General features: G+C 66.2%; 17 protein-coding genes and 1 pseudogene. 3 read left to right on the top strand and 15 right to left on the bottom strand.

Going from position 1 to position 21,118, the window contains the following annotated elements:
• Positions 1-3 precede the first annotated feature (3 nt).
• On the bottom strand, positions 4-408 hold the full coding sequence (locus tag A9D14_RS06985; protein ID WP_066844483.1) for a c-type cytochrome: 405 nt from the start codon (positions 406-408) through the stop codon (positions 4-6).
• Positions 409-436: 28 nt separating this feature from the next.
• Between A9D14_RS06985 and A9D14_RS20360 the strand changes: the two are divergent.
• Positions 437-1,030 (top strand): annotated as a pseudogene (locus tag A9D14_RS20360) (c-type cytochrome); the annotation flags it as partial.
• A gap of 13 nt (positions 1,031-1,043) precedes the next feature.
• Here A9D14_RS20360 and A9D14_RS06975 read toward each other — a convergent pair.
• From A9D14_RS06975 to A9D14_RS06955, 5 genes are all read right to left on the bottom strand, one after another.
• Entirely contained in the window at positions 1,044-1,715 is a 672-nt protein-coding gene (locus A9D14_RS06975; protein ID WP_066844480.1) for a cytochrome b, read from the bottom strand.
• Complete coding sequence (locus A9D14_RS06970; RefSeq protein ID WP_066848509.1) at positions 1,712-2,395, bottom strand: cytochrome c oxidase assembly protein; 684 nt, start codon at positions 2,393-2,395, stop codon at positions 1,712-1,714. Before A9D14_RS06970 ends, A9D14_RS06975 begins: the two co-directional genes overlap by 4 nt.
• A gap of 143 nt (positions 2,396-2,538) precedes the next feature.
• Entirely contained in the window at positions 2,539-2,739 is a 201-nt protein-coding gene (locus tag A9D14_RS06965; protein ID WP_066844477.1) for a hypothetical protein, read from the bottom strand.
• Positions 2,739-7,007: a translocation/assembly module TamB domain-containing protein gene (locus A9D14_RS06960; RefSeq protein ID WP_066844474.1), complete on the bottom strand. Its 4,269-nt coding sequence runs from the start codon at positions 7,005-7,007 to the stop codon at positions 2,739-2,741. The genes A9D14_RS06965 and A9D14_RS06960 overlap by 1 nt, the downstream gene beginning before the upstream one ends.
• Complete coding sequence (locus A9D14_RS06955) at positions 7,007-9,427, bottom strand: BamA/TamA family outer membrane protein (RefSeq protein ID WP_066844470.1); 2,421 nt, start codon at positions 9,425-9,427, stop codon at positions 7,007-7,009. The genes A9D14_RS06960 and A9D14_RS06955 overlap by 1 nt, the downstream gene beginning before the upstream one ends.
• 235 nt (positions 9,428-9,662) lie before the next feature.
• Here A9D14_RS06955 and A9D14_RS06950 point away from each other — a divergent pair, with 235 nt between their 5' ends.
• Positions 9,663-10,670, top strand: a complete 1,008-nt coding sequence (locus A9D14_RS06950) for a YihY/virulence factor BrkB family protein (RefSeq protein WP_083988005.1) — start codon at positions 9,663-9,665, stop codon at positions 10,668-10,670.
• 57 nt (positions 10,671-10,727) lie between these two features.
• Positions 10,728-12,593 (top strand): ABC-F family ATP-binding cassette domain-containing protein, encoded by a 1,866-nt coding sequence (locus A9D14_RS06945; RefSeq protein WP_066844469.1) that lies wholly within the window; start codon positions 10,728-10,730, stop codon positions 12,591-12,593.
• Between the two features lies 1 nt (position 12,594).
• On the opposite strand, the gene A9D14_RS06940 is transcribed toward A9D14_RS06945, so the two are convergent.
• The 9 genes from A9D14_RS06940 to A9D14_RS06900 form a co-directional block, all read right to left on the bottom strand.
• A complete protein-coding gene (locus tag A9D14_RS06940; RefSeq protein ID WP_083987744.1) occupies positions 12,595-13,812 on the bottom strand; it encodes a class I SAM-dependent methyltransferase in 1,218 nt (405 codons plus the stop codon).
• On the bottom strand, positions 13,809-14,864 hold the full coding sequence (locus A9D14_RS06935; RefSeq protein ID WP_066844466.1) for an NAD-dependent epimerase/dehydratase family protein: 1,056 nt from the start codon (positions 14,862-14,864) through the stop codon (positions 13,809-13,811). The genes A9D14_RS06940 and A9D14_RS06935 overlap by 4 nt, the downstream gene beginning before the upstream one ends.
• Positions 14,788-15,645: a glucose-1-phosphate cytidylyltransferase gene (gene rfbF / locus A9D14_RS06930; RefSeq protein ID WP_066844463.1), complete on the bottom strand. Its 858-nt coding sequence runs from the start codon at positions 15,643-15,645 to the stop codon at positions 14,788-14,790. The genes A9D14_RS06935 and rfbF overlap by 77 nt, the downstream gene beginning before the upstream one ends.
• Positions 15,645-16,640, bottom strand: coding sequence for a glycosyltransferase family 2 protein (locus A9D14_RS06925; RefSeq protein WP_083987742.1), 996 nt, complete (start codon positions 16,638-16,640; stop codon positions 15,645-15,647). Before A9D14_RS06925 ends, rfbF begins: the two co-directional genes overlap by 1 nt.
• Before the next feature lie 436 nt (positions 16,641-17,076).
• Entirely contained in the window at positions 17,077-17,451 is a 375-nt protein-coding gene (locus A9D14_RS06920) for a flagellar export chaperone FliS (protein WP_066844457.1), read from the bottom strand.
• Positions 17,451-18,884, bottom strand: a complete 1,434-nt coding sequence (gene fliD, locus A9D14_RS06915; RefSeq protein WP_066844454.1) for a flagellar filament capping protein FliD — start codon at positions 18,882-18,884, stop codon at positions 17,451-17,453. Before fliD ends, A9D14_RS06920 begins: the two co-directional genes overlap by 1 nt.
• 29 nt (positions 18,885-18,913) lie before the next feature.
• Positions 18,914-20,056 carry an EscU/YscU/HrcU family type III secretion system export apparatus switch protein gene (locus A9D14_RS06910; protein WP_066844451.1) on the bottom strand — a complete coding sequence of 381 codons (1,143 nt, stop codon included), beginning with the start codon at positions 20,054-20,056 and terminating at the stop codon, positions 18,914-18,916.
• On the bottom strand, positions 20,053-20,838 hold the full coding sequence (gene fliR, locus A9D14_RS06905) for a flagellar biosynthetic protein FliR (protein WP_066844448.1): 786 nt from the start codon (positions 20,836-20,838) through the stop codon (positions 20,053-20,055). Before fliR ends, A9D14_RS06910 begins: the two co-directional genes overlap by 4 nt.
• Positions 20,835-21,110, bottom strand: a complete 276-nt coding sequence (locus tag A9D14_RS06900; protein WP_066848501.1) for a flagellar biosynthetic protein FliQ — start codon at positions 21,108-21,110, stop codon at positions 20,835-20,837. The genes fliR and A9D14_RS06900 overlap by 4 nt, the downstream gene beginning before the upstream one ends.
• Positions 21,111-21,118 lie beyond the last annotated feature (8 nt).

Raw genomic sequence — 21,118 nt, 5'->3', positions numbered from 1 at the left:
CCCTCAATCATCCTGCCGCGAATAGAGATAGGCAGCGATATCGCGTGCCTCGCGTTCTGTCACCGGCATCGGCGGCATGGTGGATCCCGGCACCACGGCCGGAGCGTTGCGAATGAAGGCGGCAAGCGCGGCAGGCGTATTGGCCAGCTCGCCCGCGATCGGTGTCTTGTCGTCGAATCCGATGAGAGAGGGACCGGCCCGTCCGCGCGGCCAGTCGATGCCGCGAATTTCGTGGCAGGCGCCGCAGCCGACCTGCTTGATCGCCACCCGTCCGCGCTCTTCCGCAGAGGATTGCGTGGTCACGACCTCGTCCGGCGGCTGCTTGCAGGCACCCAGCACCAGCAGGAGAAGCGCAGGCAGGATCGCGCGCAAGGCCGGGCCGGTGGTCAGACTTGAATCCCCCTTCATCGGTTGGGGAACCGGTTGGCAGTCAGGAATGTTCCCACGGGGGATGTCATATTTCTCTCGCAGCATTATCGCCCTGTTGTCGCTTGCGGCCCTTCCGTCCTGCATGGAGGCGGAGACGGGCGGGGACGAGCTGGAACAAAGCGGCCGCCTCCTGGCGCTGAGCGGCGGCGATGCGGGCGCGACCGGTGCCTGCATCAATTGCCACGGACTGCAGGGCGAAGGCAATGGCGGCGACGCGCCAAGGCTGGCAGGGTTGAATTCAGGCTATGTCGTGCGCCAGCTCGATTATTTTTCCAGCGGGCTGCGCCGCCACCCCAAGATGGTCTGGATAGCCGATCAGATCGAGTGGTCCGAACGCGTCAGGCTAGGCGAATATTACATGGCGCTACCTGTTCCGGACGAAGTGCCGGGCGCCGATCCCATCGGCGATATGGGCTGCACGCAGGAAACCGCCCGGCTTTATCATGAAGGGGACGCGGACCGCGGGCTTCCGTCCTGTGCGTCCTGCCACGGGCCGCAGGGGCAGGGGAACATGGGCAATCCTCCGCTCGCGAAACAGCCCGCGCCCTATCTGGCGCTGCAGCTGAAGCACTGGCGCGAGGGCAAGCGTTACGGCGATCCGCAGATGCTGGCCATCAGCCGCCTGTTGACCGATGCGGAGGTGCAGGGGCTGGCGGGCTATAGCGCGGCCCTCCGGGATGCCACTCCGTATCCGGGACTTCCGGAAGCATGCCTTCCAGAACGTCGTCCCGATCCCAGAAATGGTGCTTGATCGCCGCCAACGCATGGGCGGGCACCAGCAGGCTTAGCACCACGACGCAAAAGACATGGACGTTCAGCGCGGTCCGCATCGCCCATTCCGACAATTCGGGGGAGAAATCCTGGAACGGCATCAGGGGCACGGGCACCAGACCGGCCAGATACAGCGGCTGCGACGGCTGCAGCGCAGACCATAGCGCCCATCCCGACAGCGGCAGCAGCACGAACAGCCCATAGAAGATGAAATGGATGATATGGGCCACCGTGGACGCGACGCCCGGCGCGTCGGCATCGTTGATCGGCCCCGGCACCATCAGTCGCCATAGCAGCCGCAGCGCACCCAGCAGCAGGATCGCAAGACCCAGCTGGCTGTGGAACCCATAGGCGGCAATCTTGTCCTCTCCGACCAGTTCGCGCTGCATCGTCCAGCCCGAGACCAGCTGGACGACGACCATCGCGGCCATGATCCAGTGAAAGCTGGTGCCGACCGGCGTGTATTTGCCGCGCGACCGATAGCGGTCCGCCCATTTTCGCAGCGGCTCGATCATGCGCGCGTCGCCTGCGGTTCTTCATCGCTGCCGATCCAGCGATACAGCAGCACCATGGCGGCCAGCAGATAGATTGCCGAGGCGGGCGCCCACATGATGATGCCCGCGATCTGCTGGTCCTGCAGCGGCGACAAATCCCATGGCTGGGTGGTCAGCCAGTGCGGCGCATAGAGCGCGCGGCCCGCGAAGGTGATCAGCGCGCCCAGCACGCCCATCAGCACCATCGCCGCCAGCAGCGCCGCGACGGCGGCCGCGGTCGGCACCTGGCGCAGCTTGTCCCACCAGATCGCGGCAGAAGCGGTGATGCTGGCCTGCATCAGCCAGAACACCGCATCGCTCGACAGCGCCGCGGCATAAAGCGGCGGCGCATGCCATGCCCAGAATACCAGCGCCTGCACGGCGGTCCAGACCGACAGCGACAGCGGTACCCGGCGGAATAACGCGGGGAAGGCGGCGGTCAGCAAGGGCGCAAGCAAGGTGGCGAGGATGACGTGATGCACAACCCGCGCCGTGAACAGGGCCGAGGACAGGGCGCAGAACGGGCTGACGAACAGGAACGCGGCGCAGGCGGCCGCATAACGCAGCGCGTGTCGCGGCTGCGCTTCGGATTGCATGCGGAACGATGCGAACACCGCGAACGCCAGGCACAGCAAAAGTACCGGATCAAGATTCCAGCGCATCAGCCATTCGTCCGGCAAGGGCGCGGCGCCGCAATAGGGCGTCCACGCATTCGCAATTCCAGCCTGTCCGATCGGAGCCTCCGTTTTGCTGCCGTCTGCATGTGGAAGTACCACGATGCTCGATTTGTTCCAGCCCGCGTTCTCTACCGCCGGTCGTCCGGGCTTTCCGGCTCGGCCGTGGCATCGGGTTGCGGCTTGCCGGCTTCGGCCTTGGCCAGCTCGGCGTCGATCTCGGTCGCGAGTTGGCGCGTCTCGGCCTCGGCCTTTTCGAACCGCTCGTCGAAATCGGGCTCGCTGTTGCAGGCCGCCAGCATCAGCAGGGCGAGGGCGGCGATCCGGCGCATCAATAGTCCTTCTGATACTGGACCGACACATCGACCGCCGACGAACCGCCCGCCGTGCTCAGCACCGAGAGGGCCGGGGTCAAGGCCACCTCGATCTGGGTGGCGGTGAAGCCGCGCGCATCGGTGATCAGCTCGACATAGATGTCGTCGGTCAGATATTGCCCCGCCGCCAACGCCGTGCCGCGTCCGGTCTCGTCATCGCCGCCCAGCACGCGCAGCCGGTCGATGCCCGTGGCCGATCGCAAGGTCCCCAGCGGGTTAAGCCCGCCGCCGCCCGATCCGCGCAGCGAATTAAGCGATGCGGCCAGCTGCACGGCCTGGATCGCCGACAGGTTGGCGACCGAGCTGCCGAACAGGATGCGCGACACGATCTCGTCCTGCGGCAGGCCGGGGGTGCTGCTGAAGCCGATCTGCGGATCCATCGCGCGGCCCGTGACGCTGACCCTGACAAGGACATCCTCGATATCCTCGGTCGCCAGCAGGTTGATCGTCGGATCGATGCCGGTGCCGCCGGTAAAGGTGACCAGACCTTCCTCAAGCTCGAACGATCGGCCGGCAAAGCCCAACGTGCCGCGGATCAGCTCGATGGTGCCCGCCAGGCTGGGCGATGCGCTGGTGCCCGTCAGGTTGAGATCGGCACTCCACTCGCTTTCAAGCCCCATGCCCGAGACATACAGCCTTTCGGGCGCCACCACCGTCAGGTCCAGCCGGACCATGTCAAGCAGGCCTGGCTGCGGTTCGGCGGGTTCGTCGCCGGTGATGCGCTGCGGTCCGCGCGGCGGCTTGAAGCGCACGCCGGTCAGGGTGGGCACCTCGGCCGCTGCCTGCGTGACGATCTTGTAGCGCGTCTCGGGCAGGCGGATCCGGCCCGACAGCAGCGCGGTCTGGCCCGCCTGCTTGGTCAGCGCCAGATTGCCCGTCGCGGTCGCGGCCAGCGCGTCGCTGTCGGCCAGCTGCGCCTCGTCCATGGTGACCTGGATATCCATCGGATAGCCGCTTTCCGCCGCAAGACTGACGAAGCCCTGCGCCGAGACCGTGCCGTCCCCGGCGCGTGCGTCCAGGTTCTCAAGCTCGAACCGGCTGCCGGTGAACTGGCCGCGCAGGTTCATGCGCGTCAGCCGGGTGCCATAGGTCTGGTTTTCATAGGTCAGGTTCTGGCCGCGCACGATGCCCTGCAGTTCGGGCCGCTGGACCCGGCCCGAGAAATCGGCCGCGACCGCAAGCGGACCGGACAATGTCTGGTCCGGCTGCCCGGCGAAGGAGAACAGCGTGCCCGCGGGCCCGTTATAGCGGAAACCCCCGCCCAGCGGCGCGGCCATCATGCGCGTCACCCAGTCGCCCGAACCCGGCGGCAACGGCCGCAGCGAGGCGACCATCCGCCCGATCACCGTGCCGCTGCGGCGCAGCACCGCGCGTGCCTCGCCCCCGTCGGCCAGCAGCTTGCCGACGAAATTGATGTCGACCGGCTGGCTGACCGCGGCAGCGGTGGTGCGTGTGAAATCGTCGATATGAATACGCGCATCCGCCCGCGGGAACGCGCCCGGCGAGGTCTGCAGGAAGTCCAGGCTGCCGCTTGCCTTGCCGCCAAGGCCAAGCTCGGGCGAGAAGGCATTGGCGATGGCGATGTCGATATCCTCAAGCCGGCTCTGCAGCTTGATGCCGTCGCCGTAATTGCCCGCCAGCCGGATCTGCCCGCCGCCAAGGTCGATGCGGCTTGGCAGCAGTTCATAGCTGCCGTCGTCGCCGGGCACGATGCGTGCGGGGCCATTGGTGGAGAATTCGATGCCGCGAGCGCGCCCCTTGGCGGCGATGCGCCACAGGTCGGGTTGCAGATCGGCATTGGCGGCCACGCGAAACGGCACGCCCGCCACGCCTTCGGCGAGCAGCTGCGCATTGCCGCGCCCGTCGCGGTAATCCACCTTGACGCGGCCCGCCGCGAGACGCGTGGTGCCATAGGTAAAGCCCGCCAGCTGGGCATCCGCCTTCACCAGCGGCTGATCGTAGAGCACGATCTGCGCATCGACGATGGCCGATTCCACCGCGAAATTGCCGGGGCCGGGAAGCTGGGTGTTGCGCGCGCGCAGATTGACCAGCGCCTGCTGGTACTGCCCCTGCGCCGACAATCGCACCACTCCGCCCAGACCTTGCCCGTCGGCGATAAGCTGCCCGGCGAACGGACCGGCGGGCGTCTGCCGCAGCGATCCTGCAAAGGCGATGCCGCCCAGATTGGCTTCGCTGATTTCGAGCGTGGTGACGTCGCCCATGCCCAGCACCACATCGGCGGTCAGCGGGCCGTAATCGGTATCGGCATCCGCGACCAGACGGTAGCCTCCCGGCGCGCCGGTCACGCGCGCGTCCAGATTGGCAAGGCCGATGCCAAGGCCGGGTCGCTCCGCCGTGATCCGCGCGTCGGGATCGCTGATCGTTCCCGCGACCCGCACACCGATCGCGCCATAGGCTTCGGACACGCCATCGGCGTTCAGCGCGATGCGCCCATCGGGAGAATACGAGCCATAGCCGCCGGTGATCCGCACGCCGGGCGATTCCAGCCTGAGGTTCCGGAACCGCAGCGTGCCGTCGCCGCCATAGCGTATGTCGGCGCCCGCTACCGCGTTGCCGCCCAGGAAATCGGCCAGGCTTTCGTTCTCGATCCGGGTCGAGCGGACGCCGACGCGGCCCGCCAGCGCGAAGCCGCCATTGGCCTCGGTCGTCAGGTCGACGTCGGTGGTGATGTCGAATATGCCGACGCTTTCGATCCGGTAATCGTCGAGCCGCCCGTCGATCGCGCCGGTATAGATCCCGGTCGAGGTATCGGCCAGCAGCACCAGATCGGCATTCAGCCGGTCCGAGGTGATCGTCATGTTGTCCGACAGGATGCGCGCTTCCTCGATCGCGATGTCGCCGGACAGGCGCACGTCCTGAAGGCTGCCGCCCGCGACGGTGTCGACGCCGGTGATGCGGCCGATACTGGCGGTCACCGGGATTAGGATCTGGTCCGAACGCACATTGGCGTTGCCGCTGGCGCGCAGGTTCTCGATCCCCATGTCGTTCATCGCGATGCGCGCAGCGGTGATCTGGTAATCGACCGCGGGGGTGGCGAACTCGCCGTCCAGCGTGAGGTCGGCGCTGATACCGCGCCCCGCGAGGTTCTCGGCCAGGGCCGAGGGGCGGAACAGCACGAAGCGCACGTCCAGATCGTCGAAGCTGTTGTCCGACAGGTCGATCCCGCCATCGGTGTCCAGCCGGAACGCATCGCTGCCGACGCCGCCCGACAATTGCGCGCTGCGCTCCTCCAGAGCGGCGGTGAGGTCGATGTTCAGCACCGGGCCCAGCAGCGCGGCGGTCGGCCCGTCGAACAGGCGCGCCACGCGGGTGGGGCCCTCGACGCTGATGGTGCCGTCGCGTGCGGTCAGGTCCAGCCGGGCGAATTCGCTGCCCGCCAGGTTGGCGTCGAGATCGCCCGACCAGCTTTGCCAGTCGCCTTCGCCGTCGAGGCGAACGGTCAGCGGTTCGGTCAGGCCGGCCATCGCCGCGATCACGCCGTCGCCGGGCGCGTCCAGCGCCAGATCGATATCCAGCCGGTTCTCCTCGGGCACCGCGTCGAGGGTCAGCGCCAGCCGGTCGCCGCCCGGCGCGTTCGATCCGCGTTCGCGCAGCGTATTGGCAGCGAACTGCACCTGCGCGCGGCCATCGGAAATATGCACTTCGCCCGCCATGCTGGCCACGCGCCGCTCGCCCGCGACGGGGGCTTCGGCGACGAAGCGGTCGATCCGCAGCCGGTTCACGTCGATGTCGAGGTCGGGCAGCAGCGGATCCTCGCTGGGCGGGGTCTCATTGAATTCGGGCAGGCGCTGCAGCGTGATCAGCGGGCTGGTCAGCGAGCGCACGTCGACATGGTTGTTGACGAAGGCAAAGGGACGCCAGTCGACGGTGATTTCCGGCGAGGTCAGGAACACGCCCTGCGGATCGCGCACCGCAAGGTCGTTTATCACCATCTCGCCATAGATCGAACCGTCGATCGATCCGATGCCGATCTCCATCCCGTTCTCGAACTCCATCCCTTCAAGCTGGCCGATGATGAAGCGCTTGCCGGGGCCGGTGTTCAAAAGCAGCAGCAGGATCGCGACCAGCGCGACCAGCCCCGCCAGCACGATGCCGATCCATTTCAGGATGGTGCGCCCGCGGTGGTGTTCGGTCCGCGCGTCCTCGGCCGCGCCATCGGTGGGCTGGGCGGTATCCTCGGGCGGCATGGTTGCTTCGTCCGCCATCAGAACGCCTGCCCGATCGAGATATACAGGCCGAACTTGCTGTCGCCCTCGCGCCGGTTCAGCGGAACGGCGACATCGACGCGCAGCGGGCCGAAATTGGTGTAATAGCGCCCGCCGATGCCCGCGCCATATCGAAGGTCCGAGAATTGCGGCGCGGTCTCTTCATAGACCTGGCCCGCGTCGACGAAGCCGACCACGCCGAAATTGTCCCAGCGATAGCGCACTTCGAACGAACCCTCGTTGAAGCTGCGGCCGCCGATCGGGAAATATTCGAACTCATCCTCGTCATTGTCGGGATCGTCGGGGTCGAAATCGGGATTGGGCTCGACCGAACGCGGGCCCAGTTCCTGATAGCCATAGCCGCGCACCGAGCCGCCGCCGCCCGCATAGAAACGCCGCGACGGAGCCAGCTCGCCCCGGTCGATGCCCTGGATCGATCCCAGCGCCATGCGCGCCGCCAGCACGATGGAATCGGTGGCGGAGAAATAGGTCGACCCGTCGAGGCGCGAGCGGACATAGGGCGTGAACCCGTCCTGCAACGATCCTTCGGGCTCGATCAGGGCGGTCAGGCGAAAGCCTTCGGTGGCGTTCAGCAGATCGTCGGTGGTGTCCAGCCCGATCTGCCCGGTCAGCCCGCCGATGAAATAGGTGCGCTGCACGCGGTCCTGCAGTTCCGGATCCCACGATTCCTCGACCGTGCCGATCAGCTGCGCGCCATAGGCATAGCTCAGCCGCTTCTGCCACAGCGGGGTGGAACCATAGCTCCAGTTGATGCCCAGCCTGCCGGTAAACGCCTCGAACGCGTCATAGTCCGACCGGTTGATGTCGGCAGTCAATGCAAAGGTCCGGTCGCGCCGCCCGGCGTTGGAGCGGCGGAAGCTGGCGCCCAGGCCCTGTTCGTTGGTGCCCAGGATCGCGTTGAACCCCAGCGCCCCCTCGGGCGGGAACATGTTGCGGTGGGTCCAGCTGCCCTGGACGCGAATGCCCTGGTCGGTGCCATAGCCCGCGCCGCCCGCAAGCGTGCGCGGCGGGCCGGCTTCCTGGTCGACGACGATGGTCGCATATTCAGCCGGAGCGACCGCGCCGTCCGGCCCCTCGACCATGCCCGCGGACCGGCCGGTCGGCTCGGCGGTGACCGACACGGTGTTGAACAGCCCCGTCGCCACCAGCGCCTTGCGCAGGTCGTCGACGTCCTCGCTGTCGTAAAGCTGCCCTTCCTCGAACCGGGCCAGCGCCTCGATATGCTCGGCATCGAAGGCAAGGTCGCCGGTCGTCTCGATCCCGCCGAACGCCGTGCGCGCCCCCGGATCGAGCGGCAGCGTGTACGATCCGGTGCCCTCGTACTGGTCCAGCAATATGTCGCGCTGGCCAAGTTCGTAGAACGGATAGCCCATCTGCGGCAGGGTGATGGCCAGCCCGGCCTCCGCCGCCTGGACGCGTGTGGCCACGATCGGTTCGCCGACCTGCAGCGGGAAATTCTCGGCCAGAAGGTCCTGGGGAACCACCGGCGGGGAATCGATGGTGATGTCGGAGAAAGTGAAGCGCTGGCCCGGCACCACGTCGAGCACGGCGGTCAGTGCCTCGTCCTCCGAACGGTCGAGCCGGGTCGTCACTTCCGCCTCGTACCAGCCTTCGGAAGCGAGAATCTGTTCGAGCAGCGCGCTGTCCTCGGTCAGCCGGGCCGATACCTGCGCCACATTGGCCGCCTCGCGCCCGTCCTCGCGCAGCGTGGCAAGGCTGTCGAACATCGCCCGCATGTCGGTCTCGGTTTCCTCGTTCGCATCCTCCAGCCCGTCGATCCGGATGTCGTAGGCGATCTCTACCGGCTCGTCCGACGCATCCTCTTCGGCCAGCTCGACCGGTTCCACGTCGAAGGTCGACAGCGGGGGCAGGGGCGCGGCCAGCTCGCTGTCGCGGATCGGGGCGTCGCCGATTTCCTCCACCGGATCGCCGTCCGCAAGCGCCGGTATGCCCAGCGGGGCTTCCTGCCCCTCTGTCGTTTGGCCCTCTGTCGTCTGCCCGGCGGTCGTCTGTTCTGCGGTCTGGGCGGCCTGCTGTTCGGCGTCCTCTTCCAGGTCGGCGTCGGCGGTGTCGGTTTGCTCGGCGATGCGGCGTTCGAATGCGTCGATCGATTCCAGCGGTTCGTCCAGCGCCGGATCGCCGGTGTCCAGATCGGGGATCGCGTCCTCGAACTCCTCGTCCGCGATGACCGGCTCGACCTCGGGCAGGGTGACACCGGGGGGAGGGGCGGGGATGCCGCTTTCGCCGGCGTCCTGACCGGGCGGCAGATCACCGGGCTGCACGTCACCGGGCTGCACGTCCTGCGCTTCGGCCGGCGCGATGTCCTGCGCCCCCGCGGGAAGCGCCCAGCACAGCGCCACCGCCAGCGCTCCCAGGGCAGGCGCGCTGGCTGCGATCATCCGGCGAACGGGAGATAGGGAAATGCGTCCGGCACAAATTGCCGGGAACGCCGTTGGGTCTGCAAAGGGTCCATTCCCCAGGTCACTCAGGCGAGACGCATTGGATACAGGCAAGATAACCCCTCAAACCGGCAAGACATCGACCCATACGGATCGTGCCGACCCCGACGCAACCGCGAATTCGGGCACGGACAGTTCCAGGCCCGATGTTTCGAGGAAGGATGCGCCCGGCGCAATGGCGAGTTCCCCCCTCGAACTGCCACGCAAGGCATGGCTGCAGATCGCTAAACGCGTATATACCATGTGGGGTTTCCACAATTTGTCGCTTCTTGGCGCCGGTGTGGCGTTTTTTACCTTTCTGGCGATCACGCCGATGCTGGCCGCCACGGTCATGATCTATGGCCTAGTCGGCGATACCGAGACCGTGCAGCGGCAGATGATGAGCCTGGTTGAAGTGCTTCCCGCCGATGCCGCCACCATGATCGAGCGGCAGATGATGGCCGCCGTCACGACCAGCGCGGGCGTGACCGGCGTCGCGCTGGCGATCGCCTTGTTCTTTGCGCTTTACGGCGCGATGCGCGCGGTCAACGGCTTCATCGTGGCCCTGAACGTGATCAATGAAGAGCATGAGAACCGCAATTTCTTCAAGCTGACCCTGCGCGGGCTGGGCCTGACGCTGGCAGCGATCTTCATCGCGCTGACCGGCGTGATCAGCGGCGGCGTATTTGCCTGGCTGCAACGCTATTCCGAGCAATTGTTCGGCCCTGCTGCCGAACTTGGCATCAAGGTGCTGGCCTGGTTCGCGGCGATCGCGCTGGGCAGCGCGGGCTTTGCGTTGATGATGCGCTATGGCCCTGACCGCAACCCGGCCCGCTGGCGCTGGCTTGCGCCCGGCGCGCTGTGCGCGACCGTGGTGTGGCTGCTGATCTCGTTCGGCTTCTCGATCTATGTCGCCTATGTCAGCGACTATAACGCTACCTATGGATCGCTGTCGGCCATCGTCGTGTTCCTGATGTGGCTGTTCCTGTCCTCCTATGGCGTGCTGCTGGGCGCGCTGCTGAATGCCGAGATAGAGCGCCAGGTACGCTGCGACACGACGGTCGGGCCCGACAAGCCGATGGGCGAGCGCGGTGCGACTCTTGCCGACCTGGAAGAAGGCGAATTGTCGATCGACCAGTGGCTTGAAAGATCGCAGAAGCGTGCAGTGGCGCGGCGGGTCAAGAAGGGGAAGTTGAAAACGTAAATGCTGCGCATGCGATAATTCGTTGGGCCGCGCGCCACTCGCTGCTATGGGCGCGCAATGCTTACGATCGACGGAATTACCGTCCGGCTTGGCGGCCGGCCCATCCTTGAACGCGCCAGCGCTTCGATCCCGCAGGGTGCGCGGGTCGGGCTGATCGGCCGCAACGGCGCGGGCAAGTCCACGCTGATGAAGGCGATCATCGGCGAGATCGAGCCCGACGACGGCGAGATCGCCAAGCCCAATCGCGCGCGCATCGGCTATATCGCGCAGGAAGCGCCCAGCGGGCAGACCACTCCGGAAGAAGCGGTTCTGGCCGCCGACACCGAACGCGCGCAGTTGCTGGAAGAGGCAGAGACCTGCACCGATCCGGACCGGCTTGGCGATGTCCACGACCGCCTGCTCGCCATCGACGCATATAGCGCGCCCGCCCGCGCGGCCAAGATCCTCAGCGGACTTGGCTTCGACGAGGAGATGCAGAAGCGCCCGCTCGACAGCTTTTCGGGCGGATGGAAGATGCGCGTGGCGCTTGGCGCGCTGCTGTTTTCCGAACCTGACGTGCTGCTGCTCGACGAACCGTCGAACCACCTCGACCTCGAGGCGACCTTGTGGCTCGAGAATTTCCTCAAGGCCTATCCCGCCACGCTGCTGGTCATCAGCCACGAACGCGACCTGCTGAACAAGGTGGTCGATCATATCCTGCACCTGCAGGGCGGGCAGCTCAGCCTCTATTCCGGCGGCTATGACGCGTTCGAGAAGCAGCGCGCCGAACGGGCCGCGCAGATCGCCGCCGCCAAGGCCAGCCAGGATGCGCAGCGCGCGCGGCTTGCCGATTATGTCGCGCGCAATTCGGCCCGCGCCTCCACCGCGAAACAGGCGCAGTCGCGCGCCAAGATGCTGGCGAAGATGCAGCCCATCGCCGCGCTGATGGAAGATCCCTCGCTCACCTTCGACTTTCCCTCGCCCGAGGAATTGCGCTCGCCCATGATCACGCTCGACGGTGCGGCCGTGGGGTACGAGGCTGACAAGCCGATCCTGCGCCGCCTTGGCTTGCGGATCGATGCGGACGACCGGATCGCGCTGCTGGGCCGCAACGGCAACGGCAAGACGACCTTTGCACGCCTGCTCGCCTCGCAGCTTCAGCCGCAGGAAGGGGCGATGAACGCCTCGGGCAAGATGAAGGCGGGCTATTTCACCCAGTACCAGGTGGAGGAACTGCCCAGCGATTCCACTCCGCTGGAACTGATGACCCGCGCGATGGAGGGCAAGACCCCCGCCGCCGTGCGCGCGCAGCTTGGCCGCTTCGGCTTTTCGGGCAATCGCGCGACCGCGCAGGTCGCCACGCTGTCGGGCGGCGAGCGGGCAAGGCTGGCGCTGGCGCTGATTACCCGCGACGCGCCGCATCTGCTGATCTTGGACGAGCCGACCAACCACCTCGACGTCGACGCGCGCGAGGCATTGATCCAAGCGCTGAACGATTATTCGGGCGCGGTCATCCTGATCAGCCACGACCGGCACATGGTCGAACTGACCGCCGACCGGCTTGTGCTGGTCGATGACGGCACCGCGCGCGAATACCAGGGCAGCATGGACGATTACATCGATTTCGTGCTGGGCCGGAACCAGCCGAAGGAGAAGAAGGCGGCGCCCGCGAAGACGCAGGGCAATTCATCGAAATCGCGCGCGCAGGCCCGTTTCGTGAAATCCGAACTGGTGCGCGTTGAAAAGGCGATGGCGAAACTGCAGGGCCAGATCAGCGCCATCGACCGGGCGATGTACGAACCCGCCAATGCCGCACCCGAATGGGCCGACCGCACCATGGGCGACCTTCTGGAGAACCGGGCCCGCATCGCCGCCGAACTGGAAGGCGTCGAGGCCGAGTGGCTCAAGCTGGGCGAAAAGCTTGAGGACGCCGAAGCGGCCTGAGCTATTCGCCTTCCAGCGCGGCGATGTCCGCGTTTACGCCCAGATCGGCCAGGTCGCGCGCGATCTCATCGCGGTAGATGGCGTTCATAACGATCACCAGGTCGGGCCGGATGTCGGCCAGCGCTGCCGGAGCGACGATGGCGTGGGCGGTGCCGGGCATGGCGTGACCCTGCCGGTTGGGGTTGATGTCCACGACTACCGAGATATGGTCGGGGCTGGGCAGCGCAGCCAAAAACGACACCGCTTTCGACCCGCTGCCCCAGATCGCGACCTTGCGGCCCGACCGTACCGCTGCCGCGATCCGCTGGGCCCAATCGGCCTGTTTCGCCGCAACGCGGTCGGCAAGGCTGGCCGCCAGACGAGCGACCTCGGCCCGGTCTTCCGACAGGTCGATCGGCGGGGCATCGCCCACGGTCGCCTCGATCGTCAGATACTGATCGTCATACTGGTGCAGCACCCGCAGCGGCGCGAAGTCCGCCTTTTCGAACAGGCGCACCAGCGATCCGGCGGTGAAGTACGAGCAATGCTCGTAATAGATGTCCTCATACGCCGCGTCCTGCAGGATGCGCAGCGCATTGGGGATCTGGAAGAACACCAGCGGGCGGCTGCCCTCGACGATGCCGGCGCGCACCACGCGCAGGAAATCCAGCGTGGGCACGATATGCTCCAGCGTCATCTTGCAGATGATCGCGTCGAAATGCTGCCGCGCCAGATCGGGCGAGAAGAATTCGGGCACCAGTGTCACCCGCTCCGCGCCTTCGACGCCCACGATCCGCTGCGGATGCGCGCTGGGGTCGATGCCGGTGCAGCGGTTTCCGCCCAGCTGCGACAGCAGCAGCAGGAATTCGCCCTTGCCGCAGCCGATCTCCAGCACCTCGCGCCCGCGCAGGTCATGACGTTCGATAAGATCGTCCGCCAGGGCCTTGTGAAAGCTTGAGAAAGTGGGCGAGAAACCCTGCGTTTCCTCATAACGTTCGGAATATTCGCTGGCACCCTGCCGGATCGCGGCGTTGAAGATGAAGCCGCAATCCCCGCAATGCGCCAGGCGGATGTCCCCGCGCTCCACGCCGCGCGCAGCCTCGGCGTCGTCGAACAGCAAGCATGAGCTGACCGGCACGTCATCCTGCACATAGATCTGCGCCAGCGCCCCGCCGCCGCACGACGGGCAGGCCGTCAGCAGGGTGGGGGCGTCGACTGTCAGCGTGGCGGCAATGTTCACGCGGCGACCTTCTGCGCCAGGGGGTGGAAATCGGCATCCGCCGTTCCGGCGGCGACCCGGTGCTTCATATGCGCGATGCGATTATAGCGCTCGCCCTCGAACTCCGAAAGCTCCAGCCCGAAATCGGCATAGGCGGCCAGCAATTGCTCGACGCCCTTCCGGCAGGTCCACTGCGGCTGATAGGCGGGCAGCACCTTGCGGATCAGGTCGCAGTTCACGCGGTAGTTGCGCTTGTCCGCCTCGGCCCCGGCGGCGAAGCCCAGGGTCGATCCCGGCACCATCTGGTACACGATCTCGGCAATGTCGCGGATGCGATAGTTCTCGTCCGTCATGCCGACATTGAACGCGGCATTGTGCACCGCCTCGCGCGGAGCCTCGACCGCGGCGACATAGGCGGCGGCGATGTCGGCGACATGCACGATCGGGCGCCACGCGGTACCATCGCTCTTCAGATGAACCTCGCCCGTGGTATAGGCCCAGGCCGACAGATTATTGACCACCAGGTCGAAGCGGATGCGCGGCGACAGGCCATAGGCGGTGCTGGCACGCAGGAATGTGGGCGAGAAATCCTCGTCCGCCATCGGCGCGACCATGCGCTCCACCTCGGCCTTGGACAGGCCGTATGGTGTGACCGGATTGAAGGCTGCGCCCTCTGCAATGTAATCGTTGCCCGATGCGCCGTAATTCGAGCAGGACGAGGCGAACAGGAACCGAGCCACGCCCGCTTCCTTGGCCTTGCGCGCCAGATCGACGGAGGCGGTGCAATTGATCAACGTCGTCAGTTCGGGCCGGTAGTCGCCCAGCGGGTCGTTCGACAGGCCCGCCAGGTGAATGACGGCATCGAACCCGCGCAGCGCGTCTACTGCATTGCCGCGCGCCACGAAGTCGCGAATGTCATGGCCCAGCAGCGGCAGTTCTACCGGCGCGGTGCCGAAATTGCAGTCGCCGAAAAGATCGGAATCCAGTCCGGCCAGCTCATGCCCCCGCTGCAGCAGCAGGGGAACGAGGACCGATCCGATGTACCCGAGATGCCCCGTGACCAAGATCTTCATCGCTTTCGTCCTTCCAGTTTTTCCACGGGGCCGCGCCCGAATTCCATAGGTCGTTCAGGATCTGCTTCTCGCGCATGGTGTCCATGCACTGCCAGAAGCCTTCGTGCCGATAGGCCATCAGCTGGCCGTCCTGCGCCAGCCGGACGAGAGGGTCCTGTTCGAACATCATCTCGTCGCTGGTGATATATTCCATCACTTCCGGCTCCAGCACGAAGAAGGCGCCGTTGATCCAGCCTTCGCCGATCTGGGGCTTCTCGGTGAAGCTGGCGATCTTGTCGCCGGACAGTTCCAGATGGCCATAGCGGGCAGGGGGCCGCACTGCTGTCAGCGTGGCAAGCTTGCCATGCGACCGGTGGAAATCGAGCAGGCTGGCGATGTCGATATCGGCTACGCCGTCGCCCCAGGTAATCAGCGCGGTCTCGTCGCCCAGATAGGGTGCCAGCCTGCGGATACGGCCGCCGGTACCGGCATTCGTGCCCGTTTCGATAAGGTCGACCGACCAGTCCGGCACGCTTGGCAGCGTATGGCTGGCCACCAAGCCGGACCGGGTCGCGACATTGATCGAACCCGACTGGTTGTGCATGTCGCGGAACCAGCGCTTGATATATTCGCCCTTGTATCCCAGCGCGATGCTGAATTCGGACAGGCCGTAATGGGCATAGATCTGCATGATGTGCCACAGGATCGGCATGCCGCCGATCTCGACCATCGGCTTCGGGCGGATGTCGGTCTCTTCCGAAAGGCGGGAACCCAGCCCGCCAGCAAGGATCCCCACTTTCATCAGGCCGCTCCCATTTTCTTGTCGGTCCGCGCGGGTTCGCCCGCCTTCCTGGCGGCTGCCTGCGGCTGCGGCGGTGCGCCGGTCACCAGCGAGCGCATGCGCCGCGCCATCGCGGGCGAGACGAGGCTGGCCATTTCCAGAACATAGCGGCCTATCTGCTTGGGCTGCGACGAGCGCTTGAGCACGGCCTTGCGCAAGGCCCGGGGGTCGGCGACGTCGCGGTGCTGGCCGCAGATCTTCAGAAGATGGACCAGCAGCTGCCAATGCTCTGCCGCGGCCAGCCGGTTGCGGGTGCCGCCCTGCCACATCGCGCGCTCCAGCTTGTCCTCGATCGCAAGCGAGCGCTGTTCGTGGTCGCGGTTCCACAGGATCGCCTGCTCGACCCGCTTCCACCGGCCCCGCAGCGCCAGTTCGGCCAGCAGCGCCTGGTCGGAACCGTAATAGGAAGGATGCAGATCGGTCTTCGCCAGTGCGGAGCGGCGCATGACGCCGAAGATCGGGAAGCACATCCGGCCGAACAGGCCGATGATCCGCTCAAAACGGTCAGCCGCGTCGGTGTCGTCGATATCGGGCGTATCCCAGCCGCTGGTCGGCAGATGCCGGCCCTTGGTGTCGACACTGATCGATCTGCCGAATGCGATGGCAAGCCCGGGATCGGCATCGAGCGCCGCCACGCAGTCGCGCAGGTAATTGCTGCTCAGCAGATCGTCATGCGCACACCATTTCAGATATTCGCCCTCGGACAATTCGAAGCCGAGGTTGTAGTTGCGCGATGCACCAAGGTTCTGGCGGTTGCGAACATAGTTAACGCGGTCATCGCTCTTGGCCAGCGCGCGCACGATATCCTCTGTCCCGTCGGTGGAGGCATTGTCGGTAACAATCAGCCGAAAGTCGGCGTAATCCTGTTCGAGAATGGACTGGATCGCTTCTTCGACGAAATTCTCGCCGTTATATACCGGCATTGCCAGTACTAAACGGCACTTCAGGCTATCCATACTGCCCCCGTTCCCGCCTGTGCCCCCAGGCTTTTTTTGAGGAACAGCAAATCCGCTTTCGATTCAATGGCGCATCGGGGGAGCCGAAGGTAACTCCAAACGGCTCGACTTGACCCGCACTTGAAAAACACAGTGTTTTTTTTTGGGTTACGACGATGTGCAGATGCGGAAAACGAGGCCGGATCGGCCTAAAAAAGTTAACGCAAATATCGGCCCTGCCAGCATATTTGTTCGCTCCGCGCCTGCGAATGCCGTTCGTCCGTCATGTCCCGTTTCGGAACACGGCGGCGATAAGGCCGCTACCCCTTTCGAATAGTGACCTCTGATCGGTGCTGCCGCGCCTGATGCTTAAATCAACGATTGTCACACTTTGCAGCGCAACCGATCGTCTGAAGAAGGGCGTGCAGTCACCAGCCGCAACAGGCCTTGCGGCGACTCAGCCCGCGCTCAGCGCTGCGTGGATTTCGGCGAAGTCGCCGCGGATCTGTTCTAGCCTTTCGGCATCGAACTGCACCGCGCAGGACAGGATCGAAGTACGCGCACGGCCATACAGATCGCGCATGGCCAGCACGACGGGATCGTCGCCCGACAGCCCCATCTCCAGCGCCAGCAGGCTGGACACCGCGCGCGACAGCGACCGGCTGCGCAGGGCGCGGTCCTCTATCGTATCGGCGTGGATCGCGGTGCCAAGCGCACCGATCAACTGCTCGAAACAGATCCAGACCAGCTCCTGCTGGCTGGCGCCGTGCACGCGCGCGTCGAATTCGACCTGCCGATAGGCTTCCGCCGGATGAACCCTGCCCGAAAGCATCAGCCCTTGTCCGCGTTCCAGGCGGCGATCTGGTTTTCCAGGAAGCTGAGCGTCGACTGATAGCCCACGATCCGGCTGTCCGACACGGCGAAGCGCGACGCGAGCCGGGCGCGGGTCTCTTCCTGGTCCTCGGCCAGTTCGGCCTGGTCCTCGCCCAGTCGCGCCAGCTCGGCGTTATAGCGCGACAGCGAGCCGGCCAAGCTGCCCGGCCGTCCCACCGCGCTGACGCTGCGCGACAGCGAATCGAAGGTGGCATACACGCCGGTGACACCATTGGTGAACATCGCGGCCACGCCATCGGGATCGCGCTTCAGCGTTTCGGCGAGCCGCTCGGGATCGAGCTCGAACGTGCCGAAGCGCGTGATCTTGAGGCCAAGGTCCGACAGGGTGCGCGGCTCGCCATCTGCCGCGCCGGGCATCACGACCCTGCCGGCCAGTGCTGAGAACGCCTGCCGCAAGGCCCGTGCACCGCTGTCGCGCGACAGGTCGCCGCCCAGCGGATTGGTCGCCTCGTTCAGCACGCCCGCAATCTCGTTCAGCGCGGCGGTCAGGTCCTGCATCGCGCCGGTGATCGCGCCCCCCGCATCGGCAAAGCGTACGGTGGTCGGCGCGCCCGCATTGGTGCCCGACAGCTTCAGCACCACGCCCGGAATCGCATCGGTCAGCGTATTGGAGGGCGACGTCCGCGACAGGCCGTCGATCTTCACCCGCGCATCCTGCGCTTCCTGAAGCAGCGTGCCAGACCCCGATCCCGGCTGCCAGGCCAGTGCCGACAGGCCCGGATCGGCCGGATCCTCCGCCACGTCCAGCACAAAGCCGCCGGCTGCGCCGTCGGCCCCCTTGATTACCAGCCGCGCGCCATCGACCGTGTCGGAGACATAGGCCGTCAGCCCCGCGCCCGATGCGGTGATTGCCTGTGCGGTCTCGGCAAGTGTCGCGCCGGGCGCGATGGCGATATCGACGCTGGGCTTCGACATATCCTCGGCAAAGCTGCCTGCCGCCAAGGTCCCGAAACGCACGGTGATCGTCCCGGCCCCGACGGCCGCATCGCGAGAGGCGAAGGACCCGCTTGCCAGCATTTGCCCGCGGGCAAGCTGCTCGACCTCAAGCGAAAATGTGCCGCTGGGGCGGCTCGAGCCCGAAAGCGCGGCGCTGGCGACGGCTGCGTTGTCCAGGCTGGGCTGCGCCGACAGGTCGCCTACGCGCACCCGGTCGCCCAGCGATGTCGCCAGGCTCAGCATCATGCTCCTGATTTCGGACGCGGCGGAGATTTGCGCTTCCAGCTTTTCCGATTTCGCCGTCAGCCGGTCGATGCGGGTCGCATATTGCGCCGCCGCCAGATCGCTGGCGAGCTTTGCCATGTCGATCCCGCTGCCCGCGCCAAGCGCGGTGATGATGCTGCCGGTGGCGGATGTTGCGCTGGTGCTGGTCATACTGCTTGAACGGTCAATGTCCGCGCCGATTAAGGGTGCCTTGCCGAAGGACGCCCCTCGGCATCGAAATGCAGCGATACCGGCAGTTCGATCTGCGGCGCTCGCGGCGTCTCCCCTCGTTTCAGCGAGAACACGAAGGCCAGCAGCGACGCGACGGCGGCGTAAAGCTCGTGCCGGATCACCTGCCGTTCCTGCGTGGTGAAATAGACCGCGCGTGCCAGCAGCGGATATTCCAGCACCGGAATGCCGTGTTCCGCCGCCAGGTCGCGCATCGCCAGCGCCTTTTCGTCGCGCCCCTTGGCCAGCAGCAACGGGGCATGGGCCTTCGCCGGATCATAGCACAGCGCGACTGAGAAATGCGTCGGATTGGCGATCACGAACTGCGCCTCGCGCATGGCGGGGGCCAGCGCGCCCGCCGCCAGTTTACGCTGCCGGTCGCGCATCGCGGCCTTCTGTTCGGGCGAGCCGTCCGACTCCTTGCTCTCGTCGCGGATTTCCTGAAGGCTCATCATCAGTCGCTTGTTGCGGCGGAACATCTGCACCGGCACGTCGACCAGCGCGATCACCAGCAGCCCCGCGCCCAGCGAGAACACCAGCGCGATCAGCGCGTCCCACGCAAAGCCCAGCTGCTGCATCAGTTCGCCCCGGCCAAGCGAGGCAAAGCCGCGATAATGGCTCTGCCCCCAGGCCCAGGCGATCGCCATCAGCAGGGCGACCTTGGCCAGGCCCTTCGCCATCTCGATCAGCCCGTTGGGGCCGAACATGCGCTTCAGCCCCGATATCGGGTTAAGCCGCGATCCCTTGAACGACAGGTTCTTGCCGACCCAGACCCCGGTCCCGAACCCCAGCTGCGACACGATGGAGGACGCCATTACCACCAGCCCCAGCACGCAGACTGGCGGCAGCAAGGCGATCAGCAGCGCCATCATCGCACCGCCCGGATCGAACTGCTGCAATTCGGCGCGGTTCCACGACAGCCCCTTGCGCAGTGCGGTCGACAGGCTGTCCAGCATCCAGCCGCCCGCCCACATCAGCCACGCGCCCGCCACCAGCATTGCCGCCGCCGTCGCCAGCTCCTTCGATCGCAGCACGTCGCCGTTCTGCGCCGCCTCGCGCTTGCGCTTGTCGGTGGGCGCGAAAGTCTTCTCGCCCGCGGTCTGCTCGCCGCTCATGGCGTGACCAGTTCGCCAGCCGCCAGCACGGCGGTGGTCGACAGATCGGCCAGCTGTTCATGCAGCACCGGCAGGCTGGCGATCAGCGCCACCAGCCCCGCCAGCACGCCCAGCGGCAGGCCCAGCGCGAACAGGTTCAGCGACGGCGCGGACCGGCTGAGCACGCCGGTCACCACTTGCGCCATCAGAAGCACGAAGGTCACCGGCAGCGCGATCACCACCGCGCTGACGAACATGGTCGAACCGAAGTCCAGCACCATGCCCGACCGTTCAGGGCCGAACCACGGCGAGCCAGGCGGAAACGCGCCATAGCTTTCGACCAACAGGCGGATCCAGTGCAGATGCGCGCCCAGCGCCAGGAAGATCAGCGTCATCACCACGGTGAAATACTGCCCCAGCGCGGGCGATTGCGCACCGCTGCCGGGATCGACCGCGACCGCCATCGACATGCCCATGGTGCCCGAAATCATCTCGGCCGCCATCACGGGCGCGGCAAAGGCGATCTGCAGCATGAAGCCCATGGCCAGCCCGATCAGCACCTCGCCCGCGACGATCACCAGCCCGCCTGCCGACAGCATGTCGGCCGGCGCGCGGATCGCGGGAAACCAGGCGCACAGGAACACCGCCACCGCGCCCGCCGCGATCACCCGCACCTGCGCGGGCACGCTGCTGGCGCCGAACAGCGGCGCGGCCAGCATGGCGGCACCGATGCGCGTCATGACGAAGACCCAGCGCCAGAACTCGCCCTCTATGGACCCAAGGCCGAAATCCATCTGGATCATGAGGAGATCCGGGCAATCTCGGTAAAGATGTCCTGCGCGAATTCGGCGACCAGACCCATCATCGCGCCGCCCAGCAGCACCAGCACCAGCGCGGTCACCGCCAGCTTGGGGACGAAGGTCAGCGTCTGCTCGTTCACCGATGTCGCCGCCTGGATCAGCCCGATCAGGAGGCCAACCACGATCGATGCGATCAGCACGGGGGCGGCCACCAGCGCGGTGATCCACAGCATCCGGTCGGCCAGCGCCAGCAGGGGCAGGGCTTCGCTTTCCATCATCCCCT

The organism is Croceicoccus marinus (genome assembly GCF_001661675.2).
GTDB classification, from domain to species: Bacteria; Pseudomonadota; Alphaproteobacteria; order Sphingomonadales; family Sphingomonadaceae; genus Croceicoccus; species Croceicoccus marinus.
The sequence above is the reverse complement of the archived record's forward strand: the minus strand, read 5'-3'. Positions and strand labels throughout refer to the sequence as shown.